Annotated in this window: 23 protein-coding genes and 1 pseudogene; 14 read left to right on the forward strand and 10 right to left on the reverse strand. The window is 30.1% G+C overall.

Features of this window, described 5'->3' with window-relative positions; genetic code table 11:
- Positions 1 to 42: 42 nt before the first annotated feature.
- Both ABXT63_RS01575 and ABXT63_RS01580 read left to right on the forward strand, forming a co-directional pair.
- Positions 43 to 438, forward strand: a complete 396-nt coding sequence (locus ABXT63_RS01575; RefSeq protein ID WP_415321929.1) for a TspO/MBR family protein — start codon at positions 43 to 45, stop codon at positions 436 to 438.
- Positions 439 to 440: 2 nt separating this feature from the next.
- A complete protein-coding gene (locus ABXT63_RS01580) occupies positions 441 to 1,544 on the forward strand; it encodes an NAD(P)/FAD-dependent oxidoreductase (RefSeq protein WP_415321244.1) in 1,104 nt (367 codons plus the stop codon).
- 3 nt (positions 1,545 to 1,547) lie between these two features.
- Here ABXT63_RS01580 and ABXT63_RS01585 read toward each other — a convergent pair whose 3' ends face one another.
- From ABXT63_RS01585 to ABXT63_RS01610, 6 genes and pseudogenes are all read right to left on the reverse strand, one after another.
- Positions 1,548 to 3,023: a protein adenylyltransferase SelO gene (locus ABXT63_RS01585; RefSeq protein ID WP_415321246.1), complete on the reverse strand. Its 1,476-nt coding sequence runs from the start codon at positions 3,021 to 3,023 to the stop codon at positions 1,548 to 1,550.
- 54 nt (positions 3,024 to 3,077) lie between these two features.
- Positions 3,078 to 5,845: pseudogene (gene fdhF, locus ABXT63_RS01590) on the reverse strand (formate dehydrogenase subunit alpha).
- Positions 5,845 to 7,503 carry an NADH-ubiquinone oxidoreductase-F iron-sulfur binding region domain-containing protein gene (locus ABXT63_RS01595; protein WP_415321248.1) on the reverse strand — a complete coding sequence of 553 codons (1,659 nt, stop codon included), beginning with the start codon at positions 7,501 to 7,503 and terminating at the stop codon, positions 5,845 to 5,847. The pseudogene fdhF and the gene ABXT63_RS01595 overlap by 1 nt, the downstream one beginning before the upstream one ends.
- A gap of 22 nt (positions 7,504 to 7,525) precedes the next feature.
- Positions 7,526 to 8,368, reverse strand: coding sequence for a formate dehydrogenase accessory sulfurtransferase FdhD (gene fdhD, locus ABXT63_RS01600; protein WP_415321250.1), 843 nt, complete (start codon positions 8,366 to 8,368; stop codon positions 7,526 to 7,528).
- Positions 8,369 to 8,413: 45 nt separating this feature from the next.
- Complete coding sequence (locus tag ABXT63_RS01605) at positions 8,414 to 8,899, reverse strand: HPP family protein (RefSeq protein ID WP_415321252.1); 486 nt, start codon at positions 8,897 to 8,899, stop codon at positions 8,414 to 8,416.
- A 29-nt stretch (positions 8,900 to 8,928) separates the two neighbouring features.
- Positions 8,929 to 9,339 carry an iron-sulfur cluster assembly scaffold protein gene (locus ABXT63_RS01610; protein WP_415321254.1) on the reverse strand — a complete coding sequence of 137 codons (411 nt, stop codon included), beginning with the start codon at positions 9,337 to 9,339 and terminating at the stop codon, positions 8,929 to 8,931.
- Between the two features lie 43 nt (positions 9,340 to 9,382).
- Here ABXT63_RS01610 and ABXT63_RS01615 point away from each other — a divergent pair, with 43 nt between their 5' ends.
- From ABXT63_RS01615 to ABXT63_RS01655, 9 genes are all read left to right on the forward strand, one after another.
- Positions 9,383 to 9,994: a molybdenum cofactor guanylyltransferase gene (locus tag ABXT63_RS01615; protein ID WP_415321256.1), complete on the forward strand. Its 612-nt coding sequence runs from the start codon at positions 9,383 to 9,385 to the stop codon at positions 9,992 to 9,994.
- 1 nt (position 9,995) lies between these two features.
- A complete protein-coding gene (locus tag ABXT63_RS01620; protein ID WP_415321258.1) occupies positions 9,996 to 11,243 on the forward strand; it encodes a molybdopterin molybdotransferase MoeA in 1,248 nt (415 codons plus the stop codon).
- A 48-nt stretch (positions 11,244 to 11,291) separates the two neighbouring features.
- Positions 11,292 to 12,197, forward strand: a complete 906-nt coding sequence (locus tag ABXT63_RS01625) for a DMT family transporter (protein ID WP_415321260.1) — start codon at positions 11,292 to 11,294, stop codon at positions 12,195 to 12,197.
- 5 nt (positions 12,198 to 12,202) lie between these two features.
- Positions 12,203 to 13,420 carry an aminopeptidase P family protein gene (locus tag ABXT63_RS01630; RefSeq protein ID WP_415321262.1) on the forward strand — a complete coding sequence of 406 codons (1,218 nt, stop codon included), beginning with the start codon at positions 12,203 to 12,205 and terminating at the stop codon, positions 13,418 to 13,420.
- A gap of 3 nt (positions 13,421 to 13,423) precedes the next feature.
- Positions 13,424 to 14,539 (forward strand): serine/threonine protein kinase, encoded by a 1,116-nt coding sequence (locus ABXT63_RS01635; protein WP_415321263.1) that lies wholly within the window; start codon positions 13,424 to 13,426, stop codon positions 14,537 to 14,539.
- Between the two features lie 2 nt (positions 14,540 to 14,541).
- A complete protein-coding gene (locus tag ABXT63_RS01640) occupies positions 14,542 to 15,585 on the forward strand; it encodes a threonine aldolase family protein (protein ID WP_415321265.1) in 1,044 nt (347 codons plus the stop codon).
- The gene (locus ABXT63_RS01645; RefSeq protein ID WP_168606561.1) at positions 15,585 to 15,737 is read left to right on the forward strand and encodes a hypothetical protein; all 153 of its coding nucleotides are present in this window, start codon (positions 15,585 to 15,587) and stop codon (positions 15,735 to 15,737) included. Before ABXT63_RS01640 ends, ABXT63_RS01645 begins: the two co-directional genes overlap by 1 nt.
- Before the next feature lie 85 nt (positions 15,738 to 15,822).
- Positions 15,823 to 15,999: a hypothetical protein gene (locus ABXT63_RS01650; protein WP_415321267.1), complete on the forward strand. Its 177-nt coding sequence runs from the start codon at positions 15,823 to 15,825 to the stop codon at positions 15,997 to 15,999.
- Between the two features lie 2 nt (positions 16,000 to 16,001).
- Positions 16,002 to 16,169 (forward strand): hypothetical protein, encoded by a 168-nt coding sequence (locus ABXT63_RS01655; protein ID WP_415321268.1) that lies wholly within the window; start codon positions 16,002 to 16,004, stop codon positions 16,167 to 16,169.
- Between the two features lie 183 nt (positions 16,170 to 16,352).
- On the opposite strand, the gene ABXT63_RS01660 is transcribed toward ABXT63_RS01655, so the two are convergent.
- Entirely contained in the window at positions 16,353 to 16,580 is a 228-nt protein-coding gene (locus ABXT63_RS01660; RefSeq protein ID WP_415321270.1) for a hypothetical protein, read from the reverse strand.
- Positions 16,581 to 16,590: 10 nt separating this feature from the next.
- Complete coding sequence (locus ABXT63_RS01665; RefSeq protein ID WP_415321271.1) at positions 16,591 to 17,076, reverse strand: YajQ family cyclic di-GMP-binding protein; 486 nt, start codon at positions 17,074 to 17,076, stop codon at positions 16,591 to 16,593.
- Between the two features lie 337 nt (positions 17,077 to 17,413).
- On the opposite strand from ABXT63_RS01665, the gene ABXT63_RS01670 reads away from it, so the two are divergent.
- Positions 17,414 to 18,082 carry a class I SAM-dependent methyltransferase gene (locus tag ABXT63_RS01670; RefSeq protein WP_415321273.1) on the forward strand — a complete coding sequence of 223 codons (669 nt, stop codon included), beginning with the start codon at positions 17,414 to 17,416 and terminating at the stop codon, positions 18,080 to 18,082.
- A 72-nt stretch (positions 18,083 to 18,154) separates the two neighbouring features.
- Here ABXT63_RS01670 and ABXT63_RS01675 read toward each other — a convergent pair whose 3' ends face one another.
- Positions 18,155 to 18,922: a methyltransferase domain-containing protein gene (locus ABXT63_RS01675; RefSeq protein ID WP_415321275.1), complete on the reverse strand. Its 768-nt coding sequence runs from the start codon at positions 18,920 to 18,922 to the stop codon at positions 18,155 to 18,157.
- 130 nt (positions 18,923 to 19,052) lie between these two features.
- Here ABXT63_RS01675 and ABXT63_RS01680 point away from each other — a divergent pair, with 130 nt between their 5' ends.
- Positions 19,053 to 19,259: a SlyX family protein gene (locus ABXT63_RS01680; protein WP_415321277.1), complete on the forward strand. Its 207-nt coding sequence runs from the start codon at positions 19,053 to 19,055 to the stop codon at positions 19,257 to 19,259.
- A gap of 15 nt (positions 19,260 to 19,274) precedes the next feature.
- A complete protein-coding gene (locus tag ABXT63_RS01685; RefSeq protein WP_415321279.1) occupies positions 19,275 to 20,456 on the forward strand; it encodes an NAD(P)/FAD-dependent oxidoreductase in 1,182 nt (393 codons plus the stop codon).
- Here ABXT63_RS01685 and ABXT63_RS01690 read toward each other — a convergent pair.
- Positions 20,453 to 21,754, reverse strand: coding sequence for an MFS transporter (locus ABXT63_RS01690; protein ID WP_415321281.1), 1,302 nt, complete (start codon positions 21,752 to 21,754; stop codon positions 20,453 to 20,455). The genes ABXT63_RS01685 and ABXT63_RS01690 overlap by 4 nt on opposite strands.
- Positions 21,755 to 21,763 lie beyond the last annotated feature (9 nt).

The raw sequence follows: 21,763 nt of genomic DNA on the forward strand, positions 1-21,763 counted from the left end.
ATTTTTGCTTTGGTAACATATTCAGCATCTGTCATTGGTGGAATGGCTACTATTGGATTTAAAGAACCATGGTATTCATTATTGATGAAGCCGTCTTACAATCCACCAAGCTGGGTCTTTGCTCCAGTTTGGACAATGTTATATCTAATGATGACAATCGCAATATGGTTATTTTGGCATAGTAAAACCAGAGATTTAAATACTGTTTATATTTATATTATTCATTTAATTTTTAATACAACCTGGAGTGTCGTATTTTTTGTTTTCCACAAGATATTTTTAGCTTTAGTAGTTTTAATTACACTTATTGTATTGATAATAATTCTCATGGTTCGATTCAGGCGTGTCAATATGGTAAGTTATTACTTAATGATTCCTTATTTACTTTGGTGCTTTTATGCATTAGTGCTCAACGCAAGTTTACTAATGTTAAATTAATTATGGATGATGTTGTAATTATTGGTGGTGGTATTATTGGTACAGCAACTGCCTATTTTCTTTCTAAAGAAGGTAGAAAAGTTAAAGTAATAGAAAGAGACCCAACTTATAAAACAGCTTCATTTCCACTGTCGCTTGGTGGATTTAGAAGGCAGTTTTTTCAAAAAGAAAACATATTACTAGGAAAATTTGCTAGAGAATTTATTTTTCAAATACCAGAACTATTAAAAACTGAAAAAAATCCAAACCCTACTGCGAGTATGGTTACAAACGGTTATTTATTAATGTTTGGTCCAGAGCATGCTGAGGAACAGTATAAAGCTTTGAAAAATCATGAAGCTTGTGATGCTGGCACTAAAAATATTAAAGGTTCTGAGCTATCAAAAATATTTCCCTATATAAACAGCGAGGGTGTTGAAACAGCAACTTATACGGATAACCAAAGTGAAGGATGGATTGATCCATTTATGTTTCACGGTGCTTTAAAAAGTAAAGCAATTGAATTAGGCGCAGAATTTATTAAAGGTGAGGTAAAAAGTATTTCTGATATTAAAGCTAAAACAATCATATCTGCTGCAGGATGTTGGACTAAAGAATTATTGAAAGATATCCCAGTTGTTCCTCAAAAACATACGGTATTTAGAGTTAAGTGCCCTAAATATATTAAAGAAATGCCATTAACTGGAGATCTAACAACAGGTGTTTATTGGAGACCAGAAGGAGGGGAGTATTTAGCGGGCTCACCTAATTCCGTATTTGATGCAACAGATTTAGAGCCAGCATGGAATGATTTTGAGGAATTAGTATGGCCAGCATTAGCACAGAGAATTCCTGCATTTGAAGAATTAAAATTAACTGGTGGCTGGGCAGGTTATTATGATTGCAATAAATTAGATAATAATGCTGTGGTTGGTAAACACCCTAAATATGAAAATGTATATATGGCATCAGGGTTTACAGGTAGAGGATTAATGCAAGCTCCTGGAATAGGTAGAGCGCTTACTGAATTGATTTCCACAGGATCTTATCAAACAATCGATATTAGTGATTTTTCTGTTGAAAGAGTTCTTGATAATAATGCAAGACCCGAACCTTACGTTCTCTAAGGATTAAGTTCCACAAAATGTTTGATAAGCTTTATCACTAGACGGTGCAGGAGACTGAAAATCAATAATCTTATTTTGATTTTCGTAGGGTCTTTTTAAAACAGTTAATAATTTATTCATAACCTCTAAATCACCCCTGTTTGCAGCAGTTAAAGCTTCTTCAACTTTATGATTTCTTGGAATAATTAGTGGGTTTACTGAATGCATTAATTTTGTATATTTTTCCTGACTATTATTATTTATTTTTAAGCGACTTTTCCATTTTTCTTTCCAAATAAGAAAATTTTTATCATTATAAATTTCATTATCAGAAAATTGTTCATTCATTAAAAAACAAAAAGTATTGGTGTAATCAGCTTTATTTTTATGCATCCAAGTTAGAAGTTCCATAATTAATATTTGATCATTATTATCTTCACCAAATAACCCTAGTTTGTCACGCATCATATTCAGCCACTTTTCTTCATATATTTTTTCAAAGGAATTTATAGCTTCAGTGGCAACCTCTATAGCTTTATCTTTGTTGTCATCAATAAGAGTTATAATACACTCTGCAAATCTTGCTAAGTTCCATTTAATAATTTTTGGTTGATTTGAAAATGCATACCTTCCTTGCTGGTCAATTGAACTAAAAACTGTTTCAGGATTATAAGTATCCATAAAAGCACATGGACCGTAATCAATTGTTTCACCACAAATCGAAACATTATCAGTATTCATCACACCATGAATAAATCCAATACGCATCCAGTCGATAACTAAATTAATTTGTACATTCATTATTGTTTTTAATAAATCCAAAGCTTGGTTATTAGAATTTTTTATATTGGGATAATGTCGATTAATTACATAATTAAATAAGATTTTTAAATTTTCCTCTTTTTGTGTGGCTGCAATATATTGAAAGGTCCCCACACGGATATGGCTAGCTGCAATTCTAGTCAATACAGCACCTGGTAAATGTGTTTCTCTAATTACATTCTCTCCAGTTTTAACAACTGCTAAACTTCTGGTCGTGGACACTCCTAATTCGTGCATTGCCTCGCTGATAATGTATTCCCTGAGCATTGGACCAAGTGCTGCTCGTCCATCACCACTTCTTGAAAAAGGCGTTTTTCCTGACCCTTTAAACTGAATGTCATACCTATCTCCATTTTTTGATACGTGTTCACCCATAAGAACAGCTCGCCCATCACCTAACATTGTAAAATGCCCAAATTGGTGTCCTGCATATGCTTGTGCAATTGCCTCTGACCCTCTCGGCAATAAATTTCCAGAAAATAGTTGAGATAAATTTTCTTTTTTAATGTTTGTAAAATCCAAATTTAAATCTTTGGATAGATTTTTATTTAAAATTATAATTTCTGGTGATTTTACTGGAATGGGTGCCTGTTTTACTAATAAATCATTAGGTAGTTTTGCATATGTATTATCAAAAGACCATCCTGCTTTATCAATATCAATATTTGAATTAGTCATTTCTAAAATTATAAACTTTATAATTTTCTAAAGCACCTATTAAAATATGAGTAATTAAGAAAGTTCTGCTTGATTATCTTTAGGTTCAACAACAGTTTTAAACTGATTAGATATTTTTTGAATTTCTACTGAAGAAACTTTGTATTCTGCACACATTGTTTCCTCATCTTTTCCATGACCAGTTACCATGTTAACCATATGTTCTGGAAAGTGGAATGTTGTAAATACTATTCCTTCTTTAACTTTATCTGTTACTTCGACTTTTAAAGCTACTTCACCTCTGCCAGAATAAAGTCTACCAATATCACCAGTATTTAATTCTCTTTTTTTAGCATCATTAGGGTGAACTAATAATAAATCCTCAGAAACTATATTAATATTTTTAGTACGTCTTGTCATAGTAGCAGCGTTATAATGTTGAAGAACTCTGCTTGTTGTTAAAATTAATGGATAATCTTTTTTATTAGTTGCAATCTCATTAGATTCTTTCCAATCAAAATTTTTAAGCTGTCCTTTTCCTAATTTAAATGTTTTTTCATGTAAGATTTGTGTATCAGTACCATCTTCTTGTACTGGCCATTGTAATCCCATTTTACCAAGTCTTTCTCTTGTTACCCCTTTAAAGAAGGGAACTACATCAGCTATTTCTGCAAGAACTTGATCAGCATCATATTCAGGTTGATCAAAGCCTAATTTTTGCATCATATCTGTTACAATTGTTCCATCAGTTTTAGTACCAGGTAAAGGAGGTACAGCTCGATTAACTCTTTGAATTCTTCTTTCTGTATTAGTAAAAGTTCCATTTTTTTCTAAGAAAGTTGTTCCAGGTAATACTACTGTTGCAAGTTTTGCTGTTTCACTCATAAAAATTTCTTGTACAACTAAAAGCTCAAGTGAATTCATAGCATCTACAACATGTGCACTGTTAGGATCTGTTTGAACAATATCTTCTCCAATAATCCATACAGCTTTCACATCTTTATTAATTGCCCCATCAAACATTTCAGGAATTTTTAGTCCTTGTTTTGTTGGGTGTACTACTCCATATTTTTCAGTATAGAAATTTTGAACTTTTTCATCAGCCACTTCAAAGTAACCAGCTCCTTGATGAGGCTGGCACCCCATATCAGCTGCACCTTGGACATTATTTTGTCCTCTTAATGGATTAACACCAACACCTCTTCTACCAATATTTCCTGTAATCATTGCAAGATCAGCAATTAACATTACCGTTTTAGACCCTTGTTCCTGTTCTGTAACTCCTAAACCATGGAATTCCATAGAGTTTTTAGCAGTTGCATAAGCAATTGCAGCTTCTTTAACTAACTGTTTATCAACACCAGCAACTTTCGCTAGATGATCCATATCTTGTCTCTCAATTTCTTTAATGAAATTTGCAAAACCTTCAGTTCTATCTCTAACAAAATCTTTGTCATAAAGGTTTGCCTTTAATATAAAATGCAACATCATGTTTAAAATAGCAACATTTGTTCCTGGTCTAAGTTTAATGTGATAATCAGCAAGTTTAGCAAGCTCAGTAGTAATTGGATCTAATACAATTAATTTTTTACCCTTCATTACTTGTTGTTTTATTTTTGCTCCAGTAACTGGGTGAGCATTTGTTGGATTTGCCCCTATAACCATAAACAAATCTGCATGGTAAATATCTTCTGTAGAATTTGTAGCTGCTCCAGTTCCAAAAGTTTGCTGCATTCCCCAAGCAGTAGGAGAATGACAAATTCTTGCACAACAATCAATATTATTAGTTCCTATTGCTGCTCTAATCATTTTTTGGAAAACATAATTTTCTTCATTAGTACATCTTGCTGAAGAAATACCAGCAACTGCATCTGGACCACTTTCTTTTGTTATTCTATTTAATTCTTTTTTAATAAAGTCATATGCCTCATCCCATGAAGCTTCTTCAAATTTTCCATTCCTTTTAATTAAAGGAGTTTTTAATCTGTCAGGATGATCATAAAATCCAAAAGCATATCTTCCTTTAATACAAGTGTGACCTGCGTTAACTTCAGATTCTTTAGGAGTAGAAATTGCAACAACTTTATTATCTTTAATTGAAGCCTCTAAATTGCAACCAACTCCACAATAAGAACAAGTCGTTCTTACTTTTCATCAACAGCAACTGATTTAGATTGATATACATCTGAGATGGCATCTGTTGGGCAAGTGTGTGCACAAGCTCCACAAGATACACAAGACGAGTCCCCAAATAATGCATCATTATCTGTTGTAATCTTAGACTCAAATCCTCTCCCACTCATTGTTAAAACAAATGAACCTTGAATTTCATCACAAGCTCTGACACATCTTCCACAATTAATGCAGTTATCTAAATTCATTCTCATGTAATCATGAGAGGTATCTCTTGGAATACCTTTATGTTGTTTTGGTACATTATATCTATGATCTGATATGCCTAAATCATTAGCAACATCTTGAAGTTCACAGTTATTATTAACCTCACAAGTTCCACATTCCATTGGATGGTCGGTTAAAACTAGTTCAACAATATTTTTTCTTAAAGCCGTTAAGTTTTCATTATTTGTAAAAATATGTTGGTTTTCACCAACTGGTGTATGACATGAGGCTACAACTTTAGTTGGACCATCTTTAACTAAAGCAACCTCAACCGAACAAACTCTACAAGCTCCATAAGGTGCTAAGTTTGGATCGTTACATAAAGCAGGAACCTTTTTTTCACCAAGATAGCTTTCTACAAATTTTAAAACAGAAGTATGGTTAGGACCAATTTCGTATGGCTTACCATCTATATATGCAATTTTTCTTTTTTCTGAGCTCATTAATTATCTTTCACCATATCATCCTTCATTTCATCACCAAAATATTTTAATATATTCATGATAGGCGTAGGTATTGCACCACATAAAGCACATAAACAGCCTTTTTTCATTGTTACTAGGAGTTCATTTAATAGCTTTAATGGAATTTTAGCAGTTTTATTCTTTGCTTGATCAAACATTTCCTTACCACGGTAAGAACCAAGTCTACCTGGGAAGCATTTTCCACACGATTCTTCAGCTGTAAATTCGAATAAATGATGAATATATTCGACCATTGGAAAGTCTTTTGGAATGCTTACTATACTTGCGTGTCCCAACATGAAACCAGCAGCAGTAAATTCTTGAAAATCTAGATTTAATTTTTCCACCTCAGAAATTGGTATAACACCACCAAGTGGGCCACCAATTTGTAATGCTTTAATAGGTTCTTTAAAACCTCCACCAATATCATTTAAAACTTTTTTCATTGGAGTTCCCATTTCGACTTCATAAACACCAGGATTATTAAAAAAACTATCAAAACAAACTAATTTTGTACCTGCAGATTTTTTATTTCCAATTGCAGAAAATTTATCAGCTCCATTAATAAGTATACCAGTAGCAGCAGCTAAAGTTTCAACATTGTTAACAACTGTTGGTTTTTTATAAAGTCCTTCGGTAACAGGGAAGGGAGGTCTGACATCAACTTCTGCTCTTCTTCCTTCAATTGATGCAATTAAAGCAGTTTCTTCTCCACATATGTATGCTCCTTGTCCTATACAAATATTTAGATCAAAAGAAAAATTTGTTCCAAGAATATTTTCACCTAATAAACCTTCTTTTTTTAAAGAATTAATACATCCATTTATTGCTTCAATAGATTTTGGATATTCTCCTCTAATATACAAAACACCCTCGTTACTTCCAATAACATAACCACAGATGATCATTCCAAATAATACTTTTAGTGGCTGATCTTCTAATAAGTATCTATCAGAAAATGCACCAGAGTCTCCTTCATCAGCATTACAGATAACATATTTTTTTTCAGAGGGAGCTTTTTTACAAAAGTCCCATTTCATTCCAGCTGGAAAGCCAGCACCACCTCTACCTGTTAGGTTTGAATCTAATAGTGACTTTATAATTTCTTGTTTATCTGTATTGATAAATTTATTTAAAACATCTTTAAATTGATCTAAATTTGAAAGTTTATCATCCATTAAAAAACTAGTTGAAGCAAAACTTTTAGAGAAAAATTTTTCCTGTGCAATTTTTTCTCCTTTGATTATCTCATCAATTTTATCAATGTCATTGCCAGCATAGTTTTCACCATCATAGTGAAACGCTTTATTTTCATAACAGTGACCAAGACAAAACATTTCACCAACTTTGTCATCACCTAATTTTTCTTTTAATTTTTTCTTTAAGGGTTCTTGTGTTCCAGAACACATGCAAGCACTTCCGTTACAAACAAAGGCTTTTTTTGCTCTATGAGATGGTCTTAAAAATTCATAAAAACTTTCTGCACCATGAATAGTAGATACACCCATATGATATTCATTAGCTATTTCTTGAATGCCACTTGCATCTTTAGAGTTTAGCGATCTTTCAGAGATTTTCTCAAATAGATTTTTCTTTAAACCAATTCTACCTGATAAGTTACTTATATTTTTTGACACATTTTACCCTATTAAAATTTTTTTAATTTTTTATTATAATTCTCTCATTATTACTATAAATATTAAAGCTATCCTCTTTTACAAAACCAACTAATGTCATGTCAAACTTATTAGCCAAATCTATAGCGAGACTGGTTGGCGCACCTACACCAATTAAGACGCCTATATTCGCCATGAGAGCCTTTTGCACAAGATCAAAGTTTAGTCTTCCAGAGCAGGTTAGAAATTGAGAACTATTATCAAGTAAATTTTGTTTTAAAACGAATCCAATTAGTTTGTCTAAAGCATTATGTCGTCCTACATCTTCTTTTAAGGCAATAATTTCTCCATTCGCATTAAATAGCCCACTAGCATGAATGCCACCCGTCTTTGAAAATTCAGATTGGTTTTGTCTTAATATATCTGGAGATTTCATTATAATTTCATGAGATATTTTAGGAATAGATTTTAATATTTTATCTTTCTTAATAATTTCTAAAGATTCAAGAGATGTTTTCCCACACACCCCACAGGAGGAATTAGTCAAAAAATTTCTTTTAATCTTATCAATATCTATATTCTCAGAATTATTTATTGTAATAATAACTTTATTTTGTAATTTATATTGCCCAACAGCCTCACCACTAGCTTCAATATTTTCTATATGGCTAATTTTTTCAATTACTCTTTCATTAAAAAGAAAGCCAGTAATTAAATTCTCATCATCTCCAGGCGTTCTCATCGTAATAGATATAGTATTTTCTATCCAATTTTCTTTATCTTTATATTTGAGTATTATTTGAAGTGGTTCTTCAATAGATATTAGATCATTAACCTCTTTCGAGTTATTAGATCTAAATTTTATGACTTTATAATTAGAATTCATTTAGCTAGTATATTTAAACTGGCTAAATTTGAAACAACGAAAAGATTAGCTTTTCCAACTACTTGGGTAGTTTTTCTTTAATATGAAACGATTTAGAATAACCGCATAAACAATTATTATTATTGAACCAAAAATAATAGGGTTTAATAAAAAATCATATGAAACTGCACCAAGTATTATAACAATAGGATTTCCTCCTGCTGGTGGGTGTGTTACACCAAGCAGTATCATTACAAAAATACCAAGACCTACAGCAATAGCTACTTGTAAAAATTGATCAACTGGTAAAAATTTTAAAATTAATACACCAACTATAGATGTTACCAAGTGTCCAAAAAAAACATTTTTGGGTTGAGCAAAAGGGCTTTCTGGATATCCAAAAAGTAGAACCATAGAAGATCCAAATGATCCAGCTAAAAATAACCCATAGGGAGTTTCAAAACTTAAGAATGAAAGGGTACCAATTGTGATTATTGAAAATATTAAAGCATATAGAGCTCTGTTAAAGTTTTCTTTTATTGTATTTATCATATTCTTTTATTTATATTGTTAGCGTTGTTTTAAAGTTTTAGGGCTTTTGAAATAGTTTTAAAAGGAAGCAATAAACATTCTTTTCTAGAAATATTTTCTGGATTCATTATTTTTTTAAAATTTTTTAAATCTTTTATATTAATTTTTTTTAATTGGTCAAAATTTTTATCAAAGAAAAGTTCTGCATTTAAGACAAAATCTGAAATTTTTTCTATCGGAACTTGCATAACCCATCGCGAAAGTAAACTTACAGAAGCTTGACAGTAAACACATGATCTGCACTGATACCCCATATCTTGAACTATATTGTCTTTGACTATAAGGCTAATTTCCATTTCATCACCACATAATGGGTTTTTGTTCTTTGATTGATGTGTATGATTTTTAACCACTTTGTGGTTTTCGGTATTAGATGCGATTTCTAAAATTTCTAAGTCCATTATAATTCTTTAATTAAGAGATTAATGTTTTATATTTTGATTTATGGAACATAACAATATTTTAGCTGTTGTGCTAGCGGGCGGAAAGTCAAAAAGATTTGGCGAAGATAAAAACCAGACAAAACTTGGTGATAAAACATTGTTAGAGCACGTTTTATTAAAAATTAGCAATAGATATGAGGAGATACTTATTGTCTCAAGCCACAACATAGATACAAAAAAAATAAAAAATATAACAATAATTCCGGATTGTTTTGATGACTTTGGACCATTAGCAGGAGTTCTGAGTGCAATGAAATGGGTTAAAGAAAATCAAAAATCATACCAGTGGATTGCAACATTTCCATCAGACACACCTTTTTTTGAAACATCAATTATTGATGAATATCAAAAAAGAATTAAACTAAAAGATAGCTTGTTGTATTTTGTTAAATCAAACAACAAAAGACATAATATTTTTGGTTTATGGTCAGTTGAATTATTAAAACCACTTGAAAATGATTTGATTAATAATAATTTTAGAAAAGTAGAGGATTGGGCAAATAAAATAGGGGTAAAAACGATTGATATTGAGCCTAAAAAATTTGATCCTTTTTTTAATATAAATACCAAAGAAGATTTAGAAGAAGCAAAAAAAATACTAAAAAAAAATTAAAATGATTACTTATAAAGAAGCTAAGAAAATCTTAATAAAATCAAAGATAAAAATTAAAGATGAAATTATTAATTCATCAAAGTCATTAAATAGGATTAATGTATTGGATATCTATTCAGCTGTAAATTATCCAGCAGGAACTAATGCTGCATTTGATGGTTTTGCTATTAACTCAAAAGATACAAGCAGGCTAAATAAAAATAAATCACAAAACTTTAAGATTTTAAAAATTATATCTGCAGGAGATAATCCGTCATTAAAAAAAGTAAATAAATTCGAAGCTGCTGAGGTAATGACAGGTGCACTTATACCTAAATTTTTTGATACCATAATTCCAATTGAAAAAATTATTTTTAGTAATGATAAAAAATATATCTTAATTAATGAAAAAATAAGAAGCAACCAACACATTAGGTACGCTGGATCTGATTATAAAAAAAAAGATTTAATAATAAAAAAAGGCACGATAATTCAACCTTCTCATATATTATCTTTTAAAACATTAGGCATAATAAATATTAAAGTTAAAAAAAAGCCTAATATATTATTTTTTTCAACAGGAAATGAAATTTCCAATAAAAAACATATTGCTAATTGGAAAGTTAGAAACTCTAATAGTTATTATATAAAATCCCTATCTAATAATTTTCTATTTAACTTTATAGATGGTGGTGTTTTAAGGGATAAAGACGAGAATCTTTTTAAAAAAAAAATAGAAAAATGTTTTAAATCAAAAATAGATATTATAGTTACATCGGGTGCCGTATCTGCTGGAAAATATGATTTTGTTCCTTTTGTAATTAAAAAATTTAATTTATCTAACTTTTTTAAAGGTGTTTTTATTAGACCTGGTAAACCAATATTATTTGCTAAGTTTAATAAAATAGAAAAAGCTATCTTTGGACTACCAGGCAATCCTATATCCTCATCCGCTTGCTTTAGATTTTTTGTTTATCCTTATTTACTTAACATTTTAGGGGTTAAGACTGAAAAACCATTTAAAGCTAAATTAAAAAATAAGTATTCTAAAAATAAAAAGATTATTAGATTTTTAAAAGCAAAATTAACTTCAACTAATGATGGAAAAATAGAATTACAGGTTTTAAAAGGTCAAGAATCTTTCAAAATTAAATCATTTGTAGAATCAAATGTATGGGGTTTATTCAAGGATGGACAATCTTCCTTTAAAAAAGGAGATTTAATTGATTGTTATTCTCCAATTGGATCAAATATTAATATTTTTAAATAGAATTCATTTTTATTGTAGTACTAAATAATAACTATTAAATAATCACTTATGATCGAGTTAAAAAATGAAAAAATTGCAATCCCTGTTGTCTTATTAGCTGGTTTGATATGGTCTTTTGGTCCTTTAGTTGTTAGGTATATGAATGAGCCTAATTTAGTACCATGGCAATATATTTTTGCACGGGGATTAACAATTTTTTTAATCTTAAATCTATATCTTTTTTTTGAAGAAGGAAAAGATTTTTACAAAAATTACTTAAAGATAGGAGTGTCAGGCATTATTGGTGGTACTGGTCTTGGTATAGCGATGATAACTTTTATTTATTCTATCACTAATACTAGCGCAGCTGTTACCTTGTTATGCCTCGCTGCTATGCCTTTTTTTACAGCATTACTAGGTTTTTTATTTTTAAAAGAAAATATTTCTCTTAATGTTTGGATAGCTATATTTATTGCAACAGTTGGAATAATAATAATAGCGTTAGGAAATACTGAAAAAGGTTCTTTATTAGGTCTTATATTTGGAATGATTTCCTCAATTGGTTTCTCTATCTTTTCAGTTACTTTAAGATGGAAAAAAGAAACACCAAAATTTACAACAGTAGCATTTGCTGGTTTATTCTGTTTAGTTGTCGCTACAATAGTTATTTTAAATAAAGACATGTCATTTCTATCTTCAAGTTATAATGGAGCTTTATTTTCTGTGCATGGAACTCTAGTTTGTATGGGTTTAATTTTATATTCTATTGGATCAAAAGCTATACCTGCCGCAGAACTTACACTACTTTCATTAACAGAAGTGATAGGTGGAATTTTTTGGGTTTGGATACCTATTTTAGGAATAAATGAAATACCTTCTACAAATACAATAATAGGTGGATTCTTTCTTTTTATGTCTATCATTTATTATAGTCTTACAATTAAAACTAATAGACGGTTTATTGCTCTTAATTAATTAAAATGGAAAGACCTGATTTTTTTACATTAAAAAATGGTGATAAGGCAAAACTACCTTTTACAGACCAAGAATATCAAAGAAGATTAACTAATTTAAGAACTGTAATGAGTAAAAATAATCTTGATATGATTATTCTAACTTCAATGCACAATATTGCTTATTATACTGGGTTTATTTATTGTTCTTTTGGCAGACCTTATGGATGTATTATAACAGCCAATAAAATTTCAACAATTTCTGCAAACATAGATGCAAGCCAACCTTGGCGGAGATCTCATAGTGATAATATAATTTATACAGATTGGAAAAGAGATAATTATTTAAAAGCAATAGTTGCAATTATAGGAAGAGACGAACCTCCTAAAAATATTGGTATTGAAAACGATCATGTAACTTTAGATGTAAAAGAAAAGCTTACGTCTATTTTTACTTTTTCAGTTTTTAGTGATGTTTCTAAAGATTTAATGCAACTGAGGATGATAAAATCTGATGAAGAAATAGAAATTATCAAAAATGGTGCGAGAATTGCCGATCTTGGGGGTGAGGAAATAAAAAAACATATTAAAGTAGGAGAAAGTGAGCTTGAAATTGCAATAGCAGGTAGAGATAAAATGGAGCGTGAAATTGCAAAAACCTACCCTGATGCTGAATATATGGATACCTGGGTTTGGTTTCAGTCAGGGTTAAACACAGATGGCGCACATAACCCAAAAACTAATAGAAAATTAGAATCAGGAGATATTCTTTCTTTAAATACCTTTCCTATGATTTCAGGATACTACACAGCTCTTGAGAGAACTCTTTTTGTAGATAAAATTGATGACAATTCTTTAAAAGCGTGGGAAGCAAATGTTAAGGTTCATAAAAGAGGACTAGAGTTAATTAAGCCAGGTGTAAAATGTTCAGCTATCTGTCATGAGTTGAACGAGTTATTTGCTGAGCTTGGTTATCTTCATTACCGAACATTTGGTTATGGTCATTCATTTGGTGTCTTATCTCATTTCTATGGAAGAGAAGCTGGATTAGAATTACGAGAGGACATAGATACTGTCTTAGAAGAGAATATGGTTGTTTCTATGGAGCCTATGATCATGATACCTGATGGAAAACTAGGAGCCGGTGGATATAGAGAACATGATATCCTTGTTATAGGAAAAGATAATGCTGAAAACATTACTAAGTTTCCTTTTGGTCCAGAACATAATATTATTAAATCATAAAATATGAGTGAAAAAAAAACTATAGTTAATAGTTGGAATGAGTGGGATCCTTTAAAACATGTAATTGTTGGTAAGGCTGATGGTACTTGTATTCCAGCACCAGAGCCAGCTTTGGATGCTAAGGTTCCAGAAGATTCTGATATGCGTGGCCAGTTTGGACCAAGAACAAAAGATACAGTTGATAAAGCAAATCAGTTGTTAGACGATTTTTCAAACATGTTAATTAAAAGAGGTATTAAAGTAGATAGACCAGATCCAATAGATTTTAATAAAAAAACATCAACTCCAGATTGGAAAGCAGACACAATGTTTGGCTGTATGCCACCAAGAGATGTTTTATTAACTGTTGGAAGTGAAATTTTAGAAGCAACAATGAGTTATAGATGTAGATGGTTCGAATATCTATGTTACAGACCTTTATTGAAAAAATATTATGATGAAGATCCTAATATGAGACATGAGGCTGCTCCTAAACCAAGATTAACTGATGCAGATTACAGAAAAGATTATTTATCAGATAAAATTGGAATTCAAAAAAGATTAGAATGGACTGAAGATAAGTTTTTTGTAACAACAGAAGAGGAACCTTTATTTGATGCTGCAGATGTTTTAAGATTTGGTAAAGATTTAGTAGTTCAACATGGTTTTACAACCAATCTTAAGGGGATTGATTGGCTTAAAAGACATTACAAAGATCATAGAGTTCATGCTGTTAATTTTCCAGGTGACCCATACCCAATTCATATCGATGCAACATTTACACCAATTAAAGAGGGATTAATAATTAATAATCCACAAAGAAGACTACCAAAAGAGCAAAGAAAATTATTTGAAAACAACGGATGGGAAATTATTGATAGCGCACAACCAGCTCATAATGAACCACCTGCACTTTGTTATTCGTCAACATGGCTATCAATGAATGTATTAGTTCTTGATCCTAAAACTGTGTGTGTTGAAAAAAGTGAAGTATATCAAGCAGAACAATTAGATAAACTAGGTATGGAAGTTATACCAGTAGACATGAGAGATGCTTATGCATTTGGAGGTGGACTTCATTGTTGTACTGCAGATGTTTACCGTGAAGGTGAATTGAAAGATTATTTTCCAAAACAATAAATATGGAAAAAATTAAAACAAAAAGAGAGAGAGTAAAATTTGCTTCAGATAATGTTGCAGGTGCTTGTCCTGAAGTATTAGATGCAATTTTAAAAGCTAATGATGGAGATAGAGCTCCCTATGGTGATGATGAAATTTCAAAAAATTTACAAGATAAATTTTCAGAAATATTTGAAAAAGAGGTAATTGTTTTTCCAACATCTTCTGGAACTGCGGCTAATGCACTAGCTTTATCTACGATGACACCATCTTTTGGAAACATCTATTGTCACAAACTTTCACATATTAATGTAGATGAATGTGGAGCACCTGAATTTTACACTGGGGGAGCAAAATTAGTAAATCTTAACGGAGTTAATGGAAAAATTACAGCTGAGGAGCTCAATAAATCAATTAGTGGAAAGGGCGTTGTTCATCACACTCAACCTTCATCAGTAAGCATTACACAACTTTGTGAAACAGGTGAAGCTTATGAATTAGACGAAATAAAAAAAGTATCAGAAATTGCTCATAATCATAAACTTAATATGCATATGGATGGAGCTAGGTTTGCTAATGCTTTAGTTTCATTAGATTGTAGCCCTGCAGAAATGACTTGGAAATCTGGTATTGATGTACTTTCTTTTGGAGCAACTAAAAATGGATGTTTAGCAGCAGAAGCTATTATTTTTTTCAAACCAGAGTTAGTTGGTAACTTACCTTTTTTAATGAAAAGAGCGGGGCATTTACTCTCAAAAATGAGTTTTGTATCAGCGCAATTAGATGCCTATATCACAAATGAAGTTTGGCTAAGAAATGCAAAACATGCAAACGCTATGGGTAAAAAATTAAGTCAAGGTTTAGACCAACACAAAAATATTGAACTAGCTTATCCCACTGATGCAAATGAAATATTTGTAAAGATACCAAAAGATATAATTGATCAATTAAATTCAGAAGGATATACAATTAATGATGATGAGTGGGATGGTAAAGCAGTTAGATTAGTTACTGCATGGAATACCAATCTATCTGATATTGAGACTTTTTTAAATTTTATTAAGTAATGCCTAGAAAACCTAACTACAAAGATTTATTAAAAAAATTTAAAAAAAGAAATATTAAAAATCCAGAAAGAATAGCAACAGCCTATGTTAAAGGATTAACCGCAGGATCCAAAAAAAAGGCTGCTAAAAATTTAGCAGGGATTATAGATTAAAGAAAAAAAGACCTATAATCGCTGATATCTAACTAGCGACTATTCCACACCTAGATACCAAATTTATGATTTAGTAGAGTTTATTATGGCTACATTAGATGGAATTATTGAACCAATATATTTTTTGATTACCTCAATAACATTTATATTATTAAGTATAATCCAATATAAAAAATTTGGAAAAACTAGGGAAACAAAATATCTTGCAGGTTTGTCAGTTTTTTTCTTATGTAGTTACATTGCTATAATTTTAAAAAATTAGAAATGATCAAATTTATTCTGCCAGCTATAATTGTTCTCTTCATTGTAGTATTCTGGGAAAAAATTACTGAAATAGTTTACAAAAAATTTAATATTAGACTGAATTATATTATTGTGAGTGCTGTCTTAATAACTATTGCTATAATAATTTTATTAGTTAATTATTTTTAAATTCAATAATTTTATTGGCTAATTAACCCTCATTCCATCACCTAGACACCTGATTAGGGGTTTGGTAGGGTCTGGGTTCATGAAAAAACTTTTTGGGATCATTGTTCTGGGTTATAGGATTATCTAGGATACACTGACAACAAACTGACAACATTTCCGAGTGAGAACAAAATGTTCTCTTACTTAACTTGGGTTCTCTTTCAAAAAGTTAATGTAATCAACAACTTCTTGAAACTTTTCATCAGGAATATCTTTATATGAGTTGCCAAACTTCTCTTTGACACAAAGAGCAACATGAGCGTAGGGGTTTCTTCCTTTAGGGTGATTTGGATGATTTGGTAACTGACCAAGTAAATAGTCTCCAGCTTCCTGTATCATTTTCCACAGTTTACTTGCGTTTTCTTTGTCCATCAAAGTGAGATTAATCCCTAAAGTTTACAAACTCTATTGGAAGACCAATATCAATAGCTTCTATTGCAGATATTGCTTCTTGAAGATCATCCCTTTTTTTTCCTTCAGCTCTTAATTCATCTCCTTGAATTTTAATTTGAATTTTAAGTTTTAGTTTTTTTATATCAGTTATAATTTTTTTTGCATTTTCTTGGCTAATACCTTCCACTAATTCACTGACTTGCCTGATGGTTGCACCTGTGGCACTTTCTGAATTTTTAATAGTTATTACTCTTGGGTCTACTTTTCTTCTTATAAGATGAATTTGTAGCAATTCATTTACTTGTTTTAATTTTAATTCATCTGGTGCTAGTGTAGTGATTGTCTTATCTTTTCTTTCAATTGAAATATTAAGTCCTTTAAAATCATATCGGTTACCAATTTCTCTTAGACAATTAGCAAGAGCGTTATCAAATTCTTGAAAATTAATTTTACTTATTACATCAAATGAAGGCATAATTTTTTAATATTTTAGCACAATTAGTAATTATATAATTATTAAATTTATTTATTTAATAAGTTTTAGCAAAGTAATTAAATGACCTGCACATAAAACTACGTAAAACATGTTCATTTAAAGTAACTCTTTTTATATACACAAAGAATTAAGCTAAGGACCATGCACATACTTCTTGGTTTATCTAATAATTTGACTTTTAAAAATTTTATACCATATCTAGGTATTTATGCTATAATTGAAAATAATATAAAATTAAAATAACTTTATAAAAATACCATTTTTTTTTCTTTGAACAAATCAAAAACTTTTTGTTAAATCATGAAAAATATTAACCATGTTTAGAAAACTTAAAAAAAAGTATTATAAATTAAGGAATTTATATTACGGAAAAATTACTTTTGATTTTGAAAATAAACCTAAAAGATGGGAGTTAATTAATAAAATTATTAAAAATAATAACTACTCAAGTTACCTCGAAGTAGGATGTTTTAATAATGAATGTTTTGATAAAATAAATATCAAAAATAAAATTGGAGTAGACCCACAGAAAGGTGGAACAGTAAGAAAAACTAGTGATGAGTTTTTTGAAAATAATCTAGAAAAATTTGATATTATTTTCTTAGACGGCTTGCATGAATATCAGCAAATCAAAAAAGATATTTTAAACTCAATTAAATTTTTGAATAAGGGCGGAACTATTTTGTGCCATGATTCTCTTCCTGAGGAATATTCAGACCAAACAGTTCCCTATTCATTGGAGATTTGGTCGGGAGATGTTTGGAAAGCCATTGTTGAATTTAGAACGTCGAAAGATCTTGATATTTCTGTTTGTACTATAGATAGAGGAGTTTCTGTAATAAAAGTAAGAGCAAATAATGATTTGCTAAGTCTTAAAAAATCAAATTATAAAGATTTAAATTTTAAATTTTATTTAAAAAACTATTCACATATTATGAATACTAAAGATTTCAATGAGTGCGTTAACTTTGCAAAAGATAATTAATACATCAATTTCTGTAACGAATTCCTAAAATATTTACCATCTAATAAATAAAAAATAAATTTTTGATATATTTTAACCAAAGAAATTAAAAAATTTATTGATAGCTCTATAGAAATTATATGCTCTTTTTGATGTATATTTTATTTGTCTAAAAAATTGATCTTCAGTCTTTGACATATGGTTATAAGTTTTTTTGGAACCATAAACTTTTCCATTATAAAAGCTTATATCATTGTAAAACCTAATATCATAATCTCTTATATTTTTTTCAATATACTTATCAACATCGATAATTCTTTTTACATGCTCGTTCAAAAAATTTTTATCTTTTAAAAAAATAGCTACATAATCATTCCAAACATCATCTTCTTTTTTACCTGTAAACGACTCTATTAAAATTGAATTTTGATAACCAGAATAATTGGCCCATTTTATTAATGCATTTCCTAAATCGGGATAAAATCTATAACAGTCAACTGGATGTAAATGGTATGGTCCATTAGAAGGGGCATTTAAATAAAATAATCCGTTAGGTTTTAAGACTCTCAAAATTTCGTTAAAAACCAACCAAAACATTTCACTATGCTCAAAGCAGCTTGTAGATAAAATTACATCAATTGATGCGTCATCTAATGGAATTTTGTAGGGATCCTTCATAACTACATCAACATTTTTGCCACCTACAAGATCCATGCCTATGTACTGATGATTGTCTTTAAAAATGTCTTTTACACTTCCATTTACATCAAGAGCTCCTAAATCTAAAATTTTGAGATTATTTTTATTTGATAAATAAACTTTGTGAAAATTTTTCGCATATTTTATTGCTGTATCATGCATAATCGATATTCTATTCTAGGTTTTATAAAATGTGTTAATTAAATATTTAATTTTTATTAATTAATGTTATCAAGAATTTCTAGAATTGGCTATTTGATTTATTTCTAAGTTCTCGTAAGTTGTTATTTATATGGAAAATCTGATTAAAAAATTAGAAGAGCAGATAGCTTTTCTCCAACACGAAATCTCTCAGATGAGTGATGAACTATATTCTCAACAAAAAGAAGTAACAGTTTTAAAAAAACAAATATCAAATTTTGAAAAAAGAATTAATGAGCTTGAGAGTGGCAATGAAACAAGCATTATTATAGAAGATAAAAAACCTCCACATTATTAAATTTATTATTAATTCATGACAGAAAAATATGATGTTATAATAATAGGTGCAGGTGCAGCGGGTATGATGAGCGCTATAGAAGCTGGTAAGCGTGGAAGAAAAGTATTTTTGGTAGATCATGCAAAAAAAATAGGTGAAAAAATTCGCATATCTGGTGGAGGAAGATGTAATTTTACAAATATTCATACCCACCCTAATAAATTTATTTCAAACAACCCTAAATTCGTAATATCTGCATTAAAACAATATACTCAAAATGATTTTATAGATTTAATAAAAAAACATAATATTAGATTTCATGAAAAAAAATTAGGCCAACTTTTTTGTGATGAGAGTGCTCAGCAAATCATTGATATGTTACTTTTAGAATGTAAGATGGCAAACGTAATCTTAAAAAAAGATACAATAATTTCAGATATTGATAAACAAGAAGATAAATATTTTATTACTATTGGGTCTGATAAATATTTTTGTAATTCATTGATTATTGCTACGGGTGGTTTGTCCATTCCTAAAATTGGAGCAAGTAAATTTGGCTATGACATTGCTCAAAAATTCAATTTAAAAGTTACTCAAACTCTTCCAGCACTAGTTCCTTTAACTTTCAGTGAAAAAATACTTGCTATATGTAAAGAGCTTACAGGATTGTCAATTGAGGCAGTTGTATCATTTAAAAAGACCTTCTTTGAAGAAGGGATGTTGTTTACTCACAGAGGCTTAAGTGGGCCTTCTATATTACAAATTTCTTCTTATTGGAAATTGGGAGAAGATATTAAGATTAATCTTTCACCTAAACTTAACATTTTTAAATTTCTAAGTGATAGAAAAAACTCTAATCCTAAACAAGATATAAATATTATAATCTCTGAAATTCTTCCTAAGAGGCTAGCTTATATTATCTGTAATGAAAATAATGTCAGTGGGAATATATGTGAACTATCTAATAAGCTATTAAACCAATTAAGTAACTCTATAAATGCTTGGGCTATAAATCCAACAGGGTCAGAGGGTTATAGAACAGCAGAGGTTACTCTTGGAGGTATAGATACAGATGAAATTTCTTCTAAAACAATGATGTCCAAGAAACATCCTGGTCTATTTTTTATTGGCGAGGTCGTGGATGTCACTGGTCACCTGGGTGGTTATAATTTTCAATGGGCATGGTCCTCTGGTTATGTGGCAGGCCGATATGCTTAAAGATTAGTTTTTCCTTGAACATTTTCAGTTTTTACTGGGTCTTCAATAGGTTCTGTTGTTGGGTTTAATTCAATTCCAGCAGGTGTTATGGTTGAAGGCATAGCAACGAATTGAGAATCAGGATTTTCTACTGTGTCTCTAATCTTCATTCTATAAATGCCAAATACCCCAATTAGAGCATGAAAGAAAAGCAAGAATATAAAAAAACCATTTGAACCAACTATATTCATAAAGATCGAACAAAGAAATGGACCACCCATTGCACCTAAGCCAAACGTAAACTGTATACCAGCTCCAGCAGCTACAAATTTTTCTTTTGGTATATAATCATTAGTATGAGCACAAATTAAAGAAAACATGGGTAAGCTACAAATAGAAAAACAAATTAAAAAAATAAAAAACCATATTTTATTTGTAGCGAGAGCACCTGGTAAATACATTTGCCCTGATGATATAATAGCAAGCATAGCAAAAATACTTGCACCAAAAGTTGAAATCACTATCACTTTCCTTCTGTCATATTTATCAGAAAGTTTTCCAATAGGGTATTGTGAAATAGCACCAGAAATTGCTAGTATAAACGTTACAAGAGATATCTGGAATATAGTAAAATTCATCGATGCTGCATAAACTGCTAATAATGTGAATAGCGCTGATTGAATAGTTCCATAAAAAAATGCACTTACTACTCCAAAAGGTGAAGTTTCATAAAGATCTTGTAAAGGCATACCCTTAATCTTTTTAAATGTAGGTGGTTTTTTTTTAGTTAATAAAATTGGTATAAGAGCAATAGATGTAATGATTGAAATTAATATAAAAGGTTCATAATTTATAGGATTGCTAAAATTTAATAAAAACATTCCTATACCCATTGAGCCATATAAAATGACCATATAGACAGACAAAATACTTCCTCTATTTTTATTGCTTGATCTATCATTCAACCAACTTTCAGCAACAGTATAAATACAAACCATACTTATTCCCGTTAAGACTCTTAGAATAAACCAGATATAAGGATTAATAAAAATGGAGTGAACCAAGATAACTAAAGAAGCTAAAGATGCAAAAGCTGCAAAAACTCTAATATGACCAACTCTAGATATAAGACTAGTAATTGTTGATGTGCCAATGAAATATCCAACAAAATACCCTGACATCATAAAACCTGTGGCCGCTAGACTAAATTCTTCTTGTACAGCTCTAACACCTAAGAGTGAGCTTTGATATCCATACGCCATCATCAAGAAGCCCATACCTAAAAACAATGCCCAAGAATTTTTTAAAACTTTATTCATAAAATTGAC

Origin of the sequence: Candidatus Pelagibacter sp. Uisw_092, assembly GCF_047729545.1 — a bacterium.
In the GTDB taxonomy this organism is placed as follows: Bacteria; Pseudomonadota; Alphaproteobacteria; order Pelagibacterales; family Pelagibacteraceae; genus Pelagibacter.

Coding starts and splice junctions, on each gene's coding strand:
- ABXT63_RS01630 (WP_415321262.1), top strand. CDS start 12,203: ATGGAAAGACCTGATTTTTTTACATTAAAAAATGGTGATAAGGCAAAA.
- ABXT63_RS01605 (WP_415321252.1), bottom strand. CDS start 8,899: ATGATAAATACAATAAAAGAAAACTTTAACAGAGCTCTATATGCTTTA.
- ABXT63_RS01575 (WP_415321929.1), top strand. CDS start 43: ATGGCTACTATTGGATTTAAAGAACCATGGTATTCATTATTGATGAAG.
- ABXT63_RS01620 (WP_415321258.1), top strand. CDS start 9,996: ATGATTACTTATAAAGAAGCTAAGAAAATCTTAATAAAATCAAAGATA.
- ABXT63_RS01615 (WP_415321256.1), top strand. CDS start 9,383: ATGGAACATAACAATATTTTAGCTGTTGTGCTAGCGGGCGGAAAGTCA.
- ABXT63_RS01685 (WP_415321279.1), top strand. CDS start 19,275: ATGACAGAAAAATATGATGTTATAATAATAGGTGCAGGTGCAGCGGGT.
- ABXT63_RS01670 (WP_415321273.1), top strand. CDS start 17,414: ATGTTTAGAAAACTTAAAAAAAAGTATTATAAATTAAGGAATTTATAT.
- ABXT63_RS01660 (WP_415321270.1), bottom strand. CDS start 16,580: ATGGACAAAGAAAACGCAAGTAAACTGTGGAAAATGATACAGGAAGCT.
- ABXT63_RS01690 (WP_415321281.1), bottom strand. CDS start 21,754: ATGAATAAAGTTTTAAAAAATTCTTGGGCATTGTTTTTAGGTATGGGC.
- ABXT63_RS01665 (WP_415321271.1), bottom strand. CDS start 17,076: ATGCCTTCATTTGATGTAATAAGTAAAATTAATTTTCAAGAATTTGAT.
- fdhD (WP_415321250.1), bottom strand. CDS start 8,368: ATGAATTCTAATTATAAAGTCATAAAATTTAGATCTAATAACTCGAAA.
- ABXT63_RS01655 (WP_415321268.1), top strand. CDS start 16,002: ATGATCAAATTTATTCTGCCAGCTATAATTGTTCTCTTCATTGTAGTA.
- ABXT63_RS01635 (WP_415321263.1), top strand. CDS start 13,424: ATGAGTGAAAAAAAAACTATAGTTAATAGTTGGAATGAGTGGGATCCT.
- ABXT63_RS01645 (WP_168606561.1), top strand. CDS start 15,585: ATGCCTAGAAAACCTAACTACAAAGATTTATTAAAAAAATTTAAAAAA.
- ABXT63_RS01640 (WP_415321265.1), top strand. CDS start 14,542: ATGGAAAAAATTAAAACAAAAAGAGAGAGAGTAAAATTTGCTTCAGAT.
- ABXT63_RS01650 (WP_415321267.1), top strand. CDS start 15,823: ATGGCTACATTAGATGGAATTATTGAACCAATATATTTTTTGATTACC.
- ABXT63_RS01610 (WP_415321254.1), bottom strand. CDS start 9,339: ATGGACTTAGAAATTTTAGAAATCGCATCTAATACCGAAAACCACAAA.
- ABXT63_RS01580 (WP_415321244.1), top strand. CDS start 441: ATGGATGATGTTGTAATTATTGGTGGTGGTATTATTGGTACAGCAACT.
- ABXT63_RS01680 (WP_415321277.1), top strand. CDS start 19,053: ATGGAAAATCTGATTAAAAAATTAGAAGAGCAGATAGCTTTTCTCCAA.
- ABXT63_RS01675 (WP_415321275.1), bottom strand. CDS start 18,922: ATGCATGATACAGCAATAAAATATGCGAAAAATTTTCACAAAGTTTAT.
- ABXT63_RS01625 (WP_415321260.1), top strand. CDS start 11,292: ATGATCGAGTTAAAAAATGAAAAAATTGCAATCCCTGTTGTCTTATTA.
- ABXT63_RS01585 (WP_415321246.1), bottom strand. CDS start 3,023: ATGACTAATTCAAATATTGATATTGATAAAGCAGGATGGTCTTTTGAT.